This is a genomic window from Candidatus Pedobacter colombiensis, from assembly GCA_029202485.1.
Classification (GTDB): domain Bacteria; phylum Bacteroidota; class Bacteroidia; order Sphingobacteriales; family Sphingobacteriaceae; genus Pedobacter; species Pedobacter colombiensis.
Genome location: CP119313.1, coordinates 4,405,191 through 4,417,132, shown reverse-complemented (window position 1 = coordinate 4,417,132; position 11,942 = coordinate 4,405,191). Strand labels below are relative to the sequence as shown.

10 protein-coding genes are annotated in these 11,942 nt (G+C 38.8%); 4 read left to right on the top strand and 6 right to left on the bottom strand.

Going from position 1 to position 11,942, the window contains the following annotated elements; all coding sequences use genetic code 11:
• The first annotated feature begins 193 nt into the window (after window positions 1-193).
• From P0Y49_18505 to P0Y49_18495, 3 genes are all read left to right on the top strand, one after another.
• Window positions 194-370 (top strand): hypothetical protein, encoded by a 177-nt coding sequence (locus P0Y49_18505; GenBank protein WEK18772.1) that lies wholly within the window; start codon window positions 194-196, stop codon window positions 368-370.
• An 82-nt stretch (window positions 371-452) separates the two neighbouring features.
• Window positions 453-881, top strand: a complete 429-nt coding sequence (locus P0Y49_18500) for an effector binding domain-containing protein (protein WEK21811.1) — start codon at window positions 453-455, stop codon at window positions 879-881.
• Window positions 882-926: 45 nt separating this feature from the next.
• Window positions 927-2,972 carry a peptidase M13 gene (locus P0Y49_18495; GenBank protein ID WEK18771.1) on the top strand — a complete coding sequence of 682 codons (2,046 nt, stop codon included), beginning with the start codon at window positions 927-929 and terminating at the stop codon, window positions 2,970-2,972.
• 79 nt (window positions 2,973-3,051) lie between these two features.
• Here P0Y49_18495 and P0Y49_18490 read toward each other — a convergent pair whose 3' ends face one another.
• From P0Y49_18490 to recJ, 4 genes are all read right to left on the bottom strand, one after another.
• Window positions 3,052-3,480, bottom strand: a complete 429-nt coding sequence (locus P0Y49_18490; GenBank protein WEK18770.1) for a CBS domain-containing protein — start codon at window positions 3,478-3,480, stop codon at window positions 3,052-3,054.
• 86 nt (window positions 3,481-3,566) lie between these two features.
• On the bottom strand, window positions 3,567-5,075 hold the full coding sequence (locus tag P0Y49_18485) for a GH3 auxin-responsive promoter family protein (protein ID WEK18769.1): 1,509 nt from the start codon (window positions 5,073-5,075) through the stop codon (window positions 3,567-3,569).
• A gap of 21 nt (window positions 5,076-5,096) precedes the next feature.
• Window positions 5,097-5,831 carry an LPS export ABC transporter ATP-binding protein gene (gene lptB, locus P0Y49_18480; GenBank protein ID WEK18768.1) on the bottom strand — a complete coding sequence of 245 codons (735 nt, stop codon included), beginning with the start codon at window positions 5,829-5,831 and terminating at the stop codon, window positions 5,097-5,099.
• A 9-nt stretch (window positions 5,832-5,840) separates the two neighbouring features.
• The gene (gene recJ / locus P0Y49_18475; protein ID WEK18767.1) at window positions 5,841-7,547 is read right to left on the bottom strand and encodes a single-stranded-DNA-specific exonuclease RecJ; all 1,707 of its coding nucleotides are present in this window, start codon (window positions 7,545-7,547) and stop codon (window positions 5,841-5,843) included.
• A 144-nt stretch (window positions 7,548-7,691) separates the two neighbouring features.
• On the opposite strand from recJ, the gene P0Y49_18470 reads away from it, so the two are divergent.
• Window positions 7,692-8,456 (top strand): MBL fold metallo-hydrolase, encoded by a 765-nt coding sequence (locus tag P0Y49_18470; GenBank protein ID WEK18766.1) that lies wholly within the window; start codon window positions 7,692-7,694, stop codon window positions 8,454-8,456.
• A 6-nt stretch (window positions 8,457-8,462) separates the two neighbouring features.
• Here the strand turns inward: P0Y49_18470 and P0Y49_18465 are convergent, their stop codons facing one another.
• A complete protein-coding gene (locus P0Y49_18465) occupies window positions 8,463-8,858 on the bottom strand; it encodes a response regulator (GenBank protein ID WEK18765.1) in 396 nt (131 codons plus the stop codon).
• Between the two features lie 158 nt (window positions 8,859-9,016).
• On the bottom strand, window positions 9,017-11,893 hold the full coding sequence (gcvP, locus tag P0Y49_18460) for an aminomethyl-transferring glycine dehydrogenase (GenBank protein WEK18764.1): 2,877 nt from the start codon (window positions 11,891-11,893) through the stop codon (window positions 9,017-9,019).
• Window positions 11,894-11,942 lie beyond the last annotated feature (49 nt).

Here is an 11,942-nt window from a genome sequence, read left to right as displayed (position 1 = left end):
TTTGGTGATTACAATAAAATTAAAGCTGTAATGTTAAGTCATGGTTAAGAAATTGATAAGAACTAACCTTTGTGGTTTTATAGTCAACTGTAATCCGGATGTAATTAAATGATAATAAGGGTAATATTCGATTTGTGTTTCAATATTGTGAATATTTTTTATCTAATTTTGAAAACGAATTTTGAGAATCTTTATGAAACGTTTCATCTTTATAGTAGCTATGGCTTTGAGCCTCAGCGCTTGTGATAATACTGAAAGAATACGGTTAAGAGCCCCAAAGGCCGAAAGTGCCGATGAAATGGCTGCTACTGAAAAGAAAGATACGCTTCGAATAGATACTTCAAAAAACGATACAACAGTTTTACGCTGACATAGGGTTGTCACTACTCCATCTATTTTTGTCCAATAAATCATCAAGAATGGAAAAGTAAACACTAAGATCATTTCCTGTTATAGGAATTACAGTACGAACCAGCAATGCTGAAGGACATGCGGCAAAAGATATCCCCGAACTGTGGGCAAGGTTTTGGGCCAGTAATATTGCAGCGCAGATACCGGGTAGAATAGGCGACGATATTTATAGCGTTTATACTGCCTATGAGGGGGACTATACCCAGCCTTATACTACATTAATTGGTTATAGGGTAGAGAACCTGGACCAGATACCTGAGGGCTTTTCAGGTCTGTTGATTGAAGAAGGACCTTATATGAAATGTACTGCTAAAGGTAATTTGCTACAAGGTGCAGTATTTGATGCCTGGTTGGAAATATGGAATGCCAAAATTCCAAGAGCGTATACTGCTGATTTTGAGGTATACGGCGAGCGCACTCAAAACCCGGAAAATGCAGAAGTTGATATTTATCTGGCAGTTAAACATTAACAGGTTTAAATTTTTACTAAGTTTGAATATACTAACTCATAACTTATGGTAAAATTAAACAGATCAATAGGTATTCCGGCGCTCGCAGGGACTATCTTATTCCTTGCTGCATGTAGCAATTCCGGTGTTAAAACGGGCGAACTTCATTCAGGGATTATCCTTAAAAATATGGATACCACAGTGGTTCCAGGAAATAATTTTACAGAATATGTAAATGGAACCTGGATGAAAAACACCAAAATTCCTGCGGATAAGTCATCTTATGGTGCAATGTCCATTTTAGCTGATAAAACGCAGGATGATGTGAAAGCTATTATTGAAACTGCTGCAAAAGCTAAAGCGCCAGAGGGTTCGGAAGAACAGAAGATTGGGGATTTTTACGATTCCTATATGAATATGAAGCTTCGCGATTCTATAGGTTTAGCACCTTTGGCTGCCGAGTTTAAGAAAATTGATGCACTAACTTCGAATAAAGATCTTGCTGCTTATTTTGCTTATGCCAATAAGTTAGGCTTTAAAATTCCTTTTGGCCTTGGGGTGATGGAAGATTTTAAAGATCCTAAAAAATATATGCTATATAGCTGGCAGGGAGGTTTAGGCTTACCTGATCGCGATTACTATTTGCTTACAGATGCGAAATCAAAAGAGCTCCGCGATAAGTATGTTTTGCATGTGGAAAATATGTTGAAGATAGCAGGAATCCCTGATGCTGCAGCGAAGGCAAAGGAAATCATGGCTTTGGAAACTTTACTCGCTTCAAAGCACATGAAAAAAGAAGATACCAGAAATATGGCAGCTTTGTATAATAAGTATGCAGTTAAAGATCTGAATAAGCTACTTCCTGATTTTGATTGGAATGTGCTGCTTGCTGATGGTGGTATTAAAGGTGTGGATAGTCTGGTGGTTACTCAGGTAGCTTATACAAAAGACCTGACTCCAATTTTGAAAAATACCCCAATTGAAACCTGGAAAAATTATTTGAAATGGGGCGTGATTCATGGCGCTGCAACTTCATTAAATACAGTACTGGATCAGGAAAATTTTAACTTTTATAGTAAAACGTTGAGAGGCGTTAAAGAGATGAAACCTCAATGGCGTAGAGCAGTAGAAGTGGTAAATGATAATCTTGGTGAAATGGTGGGTAAATTATATGTTGAGAAGCACTTTCCTCCAATAGCTAAAGAACGTATGTTGAAATTGGTAGGTAACCTTTTGAAAGCTTATGAGGCCAGCATTAAAGCGCTTGACTGGATGAGCCCAGAGACTAAAAAGGAAGCCCTGGTAAAGATTAGCAAGTTTACGCCTAAAATTGGCTACCCTGATAAATGGAGAGATTATAGCACTTTGAAAGTGATTAGGGGTGATCTTTATGGAAATGAAATGCGTTCTACAGAATTTGAATACAATAGAACCATCAATAAATTGGGTAAACCGGTTGACCGCTCTGAGTGGGGAATGACTCCACAGACGGTAAATGCTTATTACAACCCGCCAATGAATGAAATTGTGTTCCCAGCTGCAATTTTACAACCTCCATTCTTTGATATGAATGCTGATGACGCTGTAAATTATGGTGGTATTGGTGCGGTAATCGGACATGAGATTGGTCATGGCTTTGATGATCAGGGTAGTACTTTTGACGGTAATGGTGTAATGCGTAATTGGTGGACAAAGAAAGATACTGAAGAGTTTAAGAAAAGAACAAATGCACTGGTTGCGCAGTACAATAGTTTTAAAGTTTTTCCTGATTTAAGTGTGAACGGAAGCTTTACATTGGGAGAAAACATTGGTGACCTTGGTGGTTTGAGCATTGCCTTAAAAGCTTATGAAGCTAGTTTAAATGGTAAGCTTGCACCGGTTATGGATGGTTTTACTGGTATACAAAGAGTATTTATTGGTTGGGGACAAGCCTGGTTAAATAAATCAACTGAGGAAAATTTGAGAACTCAGGTAGGTACCGATCCACATTCTCCTGCTAAATTTAGAGTGAACGGTGTGGTAAGGAATATTCCTGAATTTTATAGCGCATTTAATGTGAAACCTTCAGATTCATTATACCTTGCTCCGGATAAAAGAGTGAAAATCTGGTAAGGGATTTAATATCCTATTAAAAGGTCTGATCAGCTCGCTGATCAGACCTTTTTCGTTTAATTATATTGGTAAGAAATATTTAACTGGTGATGTAGTTTTCCAACTGGGAAATGGTTTGTTTCTGATCTTCAATAATGAATTTTACCAGGTCGCCAATAGATACCATTCCAAGTAATTGATCCTTCTCCATCACAGGTAAGTGTCTGATATGTTTATCGGTCATGATACTCATGCAGAACTCGATGGTATCTGAAGGCAATACCGTAATGGGGGCTGCAGTCATGACTTCTTGTACAGAGGTTTCGGCTGAAGATTTACCATGCAGGATAATCTTTCGTGCATAATCTCTTTCCGTGAAAATCCCTTTTAATTCCTGTTCTTCCATAACAAGAAGGGCACTAATGTTCTTTTCCATCATTAGCTTCAGGGCGTCTAACACAGAAGAATGCTCGGTTATTGAGAAGATTTGAACAGATTTTGTACTGAGTAAATGTTTTACTGTTTTCATAAGGTGTTCATATTTAGCTAATTGAATTTAACTAAAAAAATACAGAATCACAACAATGGCTATAAAAACAATAAAAAATAGTTTGACTAAAGTACTGATAAGATTTCGTCTACATATTTCCTGTCGTTGGCCAGTCGTGGTACTTTATGTTGCCCACCAAGTTTCCCTTTAGATTTTAGCCAATTGTAAAATGTATTGGAAGGAGCGTTGTGAACTTTTGGTCTACGCAAAGCAAGATCTTTAAACCGTTTTGCATCGTAGTCAGAATTTACCTCCCTTAATGTTTTGTCCAACACATCTACAAACCTTTCAAAATCATTTGGCTGCTGATCAAATTCTATGATCCACTCGTGACCACCCACTTCTTCTCCTTTAAAATAGATCGGACAAGCCGTATAATCTTTAAAAACGGCATTTGTTTCAGTGCAAGCCTTACAGATAGCTTGTTCGGCATTGTCAATAATTACTTCCTCTCCAAAGGCATTGATGAAATGCTTGGTGCGACCGGTAATTTTAATACGATGGGGGGAAAGGTTGGTAAACTGTACGGTATCACCGATCATATAGCGCCATAAACCGCCATTTGTAGAAATGATGATGGCATAATTCTTATTCAGCTCCACTTCAGCAAGTGATAGTGTGCGTGGATGGTCACTATCAAGATGCTCCAATGGCAGGAATTCGTAATAAATCCCGTAATCAAGCATCAAAAGCATTTCATCAGAATTGACTTCATCCTGGATACCGAAAAAGCCTTCTGATGCATTATATGTTTCCAGATAATACATCTCGTTACATGGAATCAGTTCTTTGAACTGTTCTCTGTAAGGTTTAAAATTAACAGCACCGTGTATATAGAGTTCAAGATTTGGCCATACTTCAAGTAAATGTTTCTTCCCCGTTATTTCCAGCACTTTTTTAGCCAGTACGATGGTCCAGGTAGGTACTCCGGCAATATTGGTTACATTTTCTTTAATTGTTGCCTCTGCCATCTTTTCCATCTTTTCTTCGTAATTGTCCATCAGGGCAATAGAAATGTTTGGCGTACGGTAATATTCGGCCCATACCGGCAGATTTTTAATCAGCACAGCGGAAAGATCACCATAAAAGGAGTCCTCGTTTAGTTGGTTAATTTGATGACTCCCACCTAATACCAGGCCTTTCCCGGTTAGAATCTGATTGTTAGGTCTATTGTTGCAAAAGATGGAAAGCATATCTTTCCCTCCCTTAAAATGGCATTCCTGTAAAGATTCAGCAGATACAGGGATAAATTTACTTCTGTCGCTGGTTGTACCTGATGATTTGGCAAACCATTTAATCTCCGAGGGCCAGAGGATGTTCTGTTCTCCTTTAAGCATACGTTCTATGTAAGGCTTTAAGGTATCGTAGTTTTGTATGGGTATTCTTTCTTTAAACTGCTGTGGGCTAAGGATAGATTGATAATCATATTTTAATCCCCACTCCGTGTATTCTGCACTGGATATCAGTTTATGAAACCATTCTTCCTGTACATCATGCGGGTATTTCATAAAAAGCTCGATCTGATGAACTCGCTTTTTCATGTACCAGGTAAAAATTGAATTTACAATTGCCATACGTAGGATTTTGAATAAGGATTATAGGTTTTTTTTGCGAAGTACGAAGTTTGATCCCAAATATACTCTTCTTACCATCTCATTTGCCGCAAGCACTTCTGGTGTGCCCGATTCGAGGATTTTACCTTCAAAAAGCAGGTAGGCTCTGTCTGTAATGGACAAAGTTTCCTGAACATTATGATCGGTAATCAATATTCCTATATTTTTTTGTTTGAGTTTAGCCACAATTGTCTGAATCTCTTCAACAGCAATCGGATCTACACCGGCAAAAGGCTCATCCAATAGTATAAAGTTAGGATTGGCGGCAAGTGCCCTTGCTATTTCAGTTCTTCTTCTTTCTCCACCCGAAAGCAGATCGCCTCTATTTTTACGTACTTTATGTAAACTAAACTCACTAATCAGTTCTTCCAGTTGTTCGTGGCGCTCTTCCTTATTCAGGTTGGTCATTTCTAAAATGGCCATGATGTTATCTTCTACCGACAATTTTCTGAATACTGAAGCCTCCTGTGCCAAATAACCAATTCCCTTTTGCGCCCTGCGGTACATGGGGTCTTTGGTAATGTCTTGGTCATCTAAAAAAATTGTGCCTTCATTAGGCTTGATCAAGCCTACAATCATGTAGAAGGAAGTTGTTTTTCCTGCTCCGTTTGGCCCCAGCAAACCAACAATTTCTCCCTGGCTTACACTAAACGAAACGTCGTTAACAACTGTGCGCTGTTTATATTTTTTGATTAGATGCTCAGCTCTTAATATCATTTATATATATTAATTATTGATTTTTATGTCTTTAATATTTAATTGTAATCGTCTTTGTTCTTTCCAAACGTTTTCCTCAATAGTATAACAAACGGAGAATGGTTGGTTTGGTTGTAGCAAAGGCTCAAATTCTTCTGCCATTCCAAATCCGATACATTCAAAAATAGGGGAATTTTGTTGTTTTATGGTTAATTTTAAATGTTTTGTGCCTACAACAAAGGGACGTCCTACAAAAGTTACACCATGGGTCACAAATACAGGTGCTGTATTGTGTGGGCCAAAGGGAGCCATTTGTGCAATGATACGCTGAAATTTTCCATCTATTTGAGAAAGGTGGATTTCATTGTCAATCTTAATTTCAGGGCAAAGCAGATCGTCTGTAATTGTTGCCTTCACAATTTCTTCAAAGCGGTCTGCGAAAGATTCAATATGTTCCGGCTTAATGGTTAAGCCAGCGGCAAACTTATGTCCACCAAATTGCACGAGGAGATCCTGGCACCCCAATAAAGCCTCATACAAATCAAATCCTGGTACAGAACGGGCTGAGCCGGTTAGCAAACCATTTGATGCTGTAAGTACCACAGTCGGTCGATAATAGGTTTCTGTTAGCCTGGAAGCAACAATACCGATAACGCCTTTATTCCAGCTTTCATGGTACACAACTGTTGTTTTTTTATTGATAAGGATCTCACATTCTGAAATTAAAGCCAAAGCTTCAGCGGTAATGCTTTGGTCGGAGGTTTTACGATCGGTGTTTTGCAGGTTGATGAGTAAGCTTTGCTCTTGAGCCAGCGCATCTTCAGCACACAATAACATTTTAACAGCCTGATTCGCATGGTCCATTCTTCCGGCGGCATTGATGCGCGGAGCCAGGCTAAATACCACATCCGTAAGCGTATAATCTTTGTTTTTGCCTGATATGTCCATCAATGCCTTTAAACCCATACAAGGATTTGTGTTTAGTTTGATAAGCCCATGGTAGGCGAGAATCCGGTTTTCATCTTCCACAGGAACAATATCAGCGGCAATACTTACCATAACCAGGTCAATATATTTTTCGTATTGTGTTGCGGGTAATCTATGCGCTATGCAATAAGCCTGTGCCAATTTAAAACCAATGCCACATCCGGCAAGTTCTTTAAAAGGGTATTGGCAATCTTTACGTTTAGGATCCAGAATGGCGATAGCTGCAGGTAGCTCATCACCGGGTAAATGGTGGTCGCAAATGATAAAATCTATTCCCAGGTTATTTGCATAAGCAATTTTGTCTGTCGATTTAATCCCGCAATCGAGGGCAATGATTAAACTAAATCCTTCTGTTTTTGCATAATCTATACCTGTTGTTGAAATTCCATAACCTTCTTTATGACGATCAGGGATATAATAAGCGATGTGATCTGTAAATTGGTTAAAAAAACTAAATGCCAGTGCAACGGAAGTGGTCCCGTCTACATCATAATCACCGTAAATCAGTATTTTTTCACCTTTATTGAGCGCCCTGTCTATACGCTCGATAGCCCTATCCATATCCTTCATTAAAAAAGGATCGTGCAGTTTGGCTATCTCTGGTCTGAAATATTCTCGGGCATCATCAAAGGATAAAATGCCTCTTTGTACCAAAATTTGTGCTAAGCTCTTATCTATATTTAGTTTTTGTGCAAGCAAGTCTGCTGTTTCGGGATTTCCCTGGATAGCCTGCACCCATCTTTTCTTCATCGTTATCTGTTTGTTTATCAATCGTTATGAATTTTGCATGACCGTATTGTTGTTATTTATAAACAGGAAGTTCATGGAGGTTCCATATCTTTGCAATGATTCGTAAATATATCATTTAATTTCTTCTTACTAATAACTACGCCATTGCAAGTTTTCACTTTATACGAAGGTTCTTATTCTGTTGCTGCTGATAAGAAATTTGTTCCTTTTAATCCGGAGACAGATGATCCTAAAAGTCGTCCGGCATCTTTGTTTATTCATGTACAGCCCTTCCTTGTAAAATTAAATAACTCATTGGTTTTATTTGATACAGGGCTTGGATATAGCAATGATAAGGGGCAATTGATTTTACATGAAAACATTAAAAAAGCAGGATTTGATCCTAAAGATGTTGATCTGGTATTGATGTCTCATTTGCATTTTGACCATTCCGGGGGGATGATTCATCATCTGGGGGATAAAATAGAGCTCAGCTTTCCACATGCAAATTATGTCATTCAGCGCGGGGAATGGGAGAGTGCTTTTACCAATAAGTCATCCTCTTATAAAACAGAAATATTTGAATTTTTGCAGCGTAACGCGCAACTTACTTTTATCGAAGGATCCGGACAGTTGACAAATGAGATTAGCTATGAATTGACGGGAGCACACACTCCATTTCACCAGGTTTATTTACTTGATGACGGAGTGGATAAGGTGTTTTTTGGCGGTGATGTATTGCCAGAACCCGAAGAATTGTTGAGAAAGTTTATCGCTAAATATGACTTTGACGGAAGGAAAGCGATGGAACTGAGAGAAGAGTTTGGAACAAGAGCCGCTGCAGAAAATTGGAATTGTCTGTTCTACCATGGAAAAAGTAGGGCCACAGGTTACGTTAGTCTAACCGATGGGCAGTTCAAAATCTCGTAGATTTTACTAAACCAACAGTTTAAAAAGTTCAATTAATCTTTCTATGGATAAGGGTTTAGAAATAAACCCTTTCACTTTTGCATAGGTTTTTGCCTTTTCAATATCATTCTCATATACCGAAGAAGAAAGCATGTACATATCTACTCTCTTGGTAATGTTCAGCGCTTCATAAGCATCAAGAAACTCCCAGCCATTCAATACCGGCATATTAATGTCAATAAGAATAAGTTGCGGAAAGTCTTGTTGATCTCGCGTAGCTTTTAAATGATCAATAGCTAGCAAGCCATTGGCCTTAGACACCATATTCACATTGTATCCAGTTTTTTCAACTATCTTTTTGATGATAAAGATGTTAATATCATCGTCATCAATAACGAGAAGGTTAATTTTATTATCCATCATAAAGTTGATTGGCCCCTAGCCACAAAATTGGTATGCATATAAAGTTATGAAATATGTTGTAATTTGTTTTATGTAACAGATATTTATTTTATCATAAAAAAAGCCATTATTAATAATGGCTTTTTTTATTTCCTGTCAACTTATTGTTTCCGAGTTTTTTATATGTGCTCTTCCATATAACTTTCAATTGGCGGACATGCACAAACAAGTGATCTATCGCCAAATGAATCGTTAACCCTACCCACAGATGGCCAGAATTTATAGGCTGCTACATACGGCAACGGAAATGCTGCTGTTTGTCTGCTATAAGCATGGTTCCACTCATCACCTGTCGCTACAGCTGCTGTATGTGGCGCATTTTTTAAAGGGTTGTCTGTTTTGTCCAGTTCACCGCGCTCAACTGATGTGATTTCTTTTCTGATCGCAATTAAAGCATCACAGAAACGATCAAGCTCATGCTTAGGCTCACTTTCAGTTGGCTCAATCATTAAAGTTCCTGCGACAGGGAAAGATACTGTTGGTGCATGGAAGCCATAGTCCATTAAGCGTTTGGCAATATCAACCACTTCAATTCCGTAGTTTTTAAAGCCTCTGCAATCCAGGATCATTTCGTGTGCGCAACGTCCGTTAGCACCCGAATATAATACCGGATAATGCTGTTCTAAACGCGCTTTCATATAATTCGCATTTAGTATTGCATACCTGGTGGCATTAGCTAATCCATCTACACCCATCATGGCAATATAGGCATGAGAGATGATTAAGATAGAGGCCGAGCCCCATGGCGCAGATGATACTGCATGGATAGATTTTCCGTTGTCAATGTTTACTACAGCATGTCCCGGTAAATAAGGAACAAGGTGTTTCGCTACACCAATTGGTCCCATACCCGGGCCGCCGCCACCGTGAGGAATACAGAATGTTTTATGCAAGTTTAGGTGACAAACATCAGCGCCAATGTTACCTGGGCTGGTCAAGCCAACCTGAGCATTCATATTTGCCCCATCCATATAAACCTGTCCGCCATTCTCATGGATGATGTTACAGATATCAACAATGCTTTCCTCAAATACACCATGTGTAGAAGGGTAAGTCACCATTAAACAAGAAAGGTTAGCCGCATGTTCTTCAGCTTTAGCTTTTAAATCATCAACATCAATATTTCCATTTTCCAATGATTTAACGATAATGATCTTCATTCCTGCCATAGCTGCAGAAGCCGGATTAGTACCATGTGCCGATGAAGGAATTAAGGCAATGTTACGGTGTGCATCGCCTCGGTCATTGTGATATGCTCTGATCACCATTAAACCTGCATATTCCCCTTGCGCACCTGAATTTGGTTGTAAGCTCATTGCGGCAAAGCCGGTAATTTCACTTAACCATTTGTCTAATTCATTAAATACAGTATAATAACCCAAAACCTGATCTGCCGGTGCAAATGGGTGGATTTTACCAAACTCTGGCCAGGTAACAGGGATCATTTCTGTAGTTGCATTTAGTTTCATGGTACATGAACCTAAAGCAATCATTGAGTGACAAAGTGAAAGATCTTTAGCTTCTAAAGATTTGATATAACGCAACATTTCATGTTCTGAACGATGCGTGTTGAATATTGGGTGCGTTAAGTAATCAGATTTACGTTGTAAGGCTGAAGGAATTACAGTCTCCACATTTTTATCTTCAATCTCCACTGCGTCAGCAGCAATGCCTTTTACTTTTGCAAATATTTTGGTCAGCAGTTTAATATCCTCTGCCGAAGTCGTCTCGTCTAATGCAATGGTAACGATACTGCCATTGTAATGCAGGTTAAGTTCATTGTCGATACACTCTCTGTGGATAGAATCAGCCAGATTACCAAGATCCAATTGTATGGTATCGAAATAAGACTTGTTGAGTTGTTTATAGCCTATTTTTTCTAATGATTTAGCTAGTGTAATTGCCAATCCATGTGTACGTTCAGCAATTAACTTTAAACCTTTAGGACCATGGTAAACAGCATAGAAACCAGCCATAATGGCTAATAGAGCCTGTGCAGTACAAATGTTTGAGGTTGCTTTATCCCTACGGATATGCTGCTCACGTGTTTGTAAAGCCATACGCAAAGCGTAATTGTTATTGCTGTCGATAGTTACGCCAATAATACGGCCCGGGATGGAGCGTTTGTACTCGTCTTTAGTAGCAAAGTATGCTGCATGAGGACCACCAAAGCCCATTGGTACACCAAAACGTTGTGAAGTACCAACTACAACATCTGCACCCCATTCTCCCGGAGGAGTTAATAAGGTAAGACTTAACAAGTCAGCTACAACGGTAACCTTAACATTTTTGTCATGTGCTTTTTGTGCAAAACCGGTATAATCAAATACCTCACCATTACCTGCAGGGTACTGGATGATCGCTCCAAAGAACTCGTCGCTAAGTTCAAATAACTGGTGATCACCAATTACAAGTTCAATGCCGTAAGGGTTAGCACGGGTTTTTAAAATATCTATAGTTTGAGGGAACAACAATTCAGAAACGAAGAATTTTGTAGCCTGTTGATTTTTACGCAGACTGTATTGCATAAACATAGCTTCAGCAGCAGCAGTACCTTCGTCTAAAAGAGATGCATTTGCAATTTCCATACCTGTAAGGTCGATCACCATAGTCTGGAAGTTTAACAACGCCTGTAAGCGGCCTTGTGCAATTTCCGCCTGGTATGGTGTATATTGTGTATACCATCCCGGGTTTTCCATTACGTTACGTAATATAACACCCGGAGTTATGGTGTCATAATAACCCTGGCCTATATAAGATTTGAAAACTTTATTTAAAGAAGCTGTTTGTTTTAGTGCTGTAAGGTAATCTGTTTCTGATTTGGCCTTTGGCAAATTCAACGGTTGCTTTAATCTGATAGATTGAGGCACAGTTTGTGCAATCAGTTCGTCAACAGAACTTACGCCAATGGTGTTTAACATTTCATTGGTATCCTGTGTGTTAGGAGCAATGTGACGATCTTTAAAGTCCTCTTTGTAATGAATATTTAAGCTCATGAAGTCTATGAATAAAAAGTTGCGCAAAGGTAATAAAAAATACCCTTAG

Coding starts and splice junctions, on each gene's coding strand:
- P0Y49_18505 (WEK18772.1), top strand. CDS start 194: ATGAAACGTTTCATCTTTATAGTAGCTATGGCTTTGAGCCTCAGCGCT.
- P0Y49_18495 (WEK18771.1), top strand. CDS start 927: ATGGTAAAATTAAACAGATCAATAGGTATTCCGGCGCTCGCAGGGACT.
- P0Y49_18490 (WEK18770.1), bottom strand. CDS start 3,480: ATGAAAACAGTAAAACATTTACTCAGTACAAAATCTGTTCAAATCTTC.
- P0Y49_18485 (WEK18769.1), bottom strand. CDS start 5,075: ATGGCAATTGTAAATTCAATTTTTACCTGGTACATGAAAAAGCGAGTT.
- lptB (WEK18768.1), bottom strand. CDS start 5,831: ATGATATTAAGAGCTGAGCATCTAATCAAAAAATATAAACAGCGCACA.
- recJ (WEK18767.1), bottom strand. CDS start 7,547: ATGAAGAAAAGATGGGTGCAGGCTATCCAGGGAAATCCCGAAACAGCA.
- P0Y49_18465 (WEK18765.1), bottom strand. CDS start 8,858: ATGATGGATAATAAAATTAACCTTCTCGTTATTGATGACGATGATATT.
- gcvP (WEK18764.1), bottom strand. CDS start 11,893: ATGAGCTTAAATATTCATTACAAAGAGGACTTTAAAGATCGTCACATT.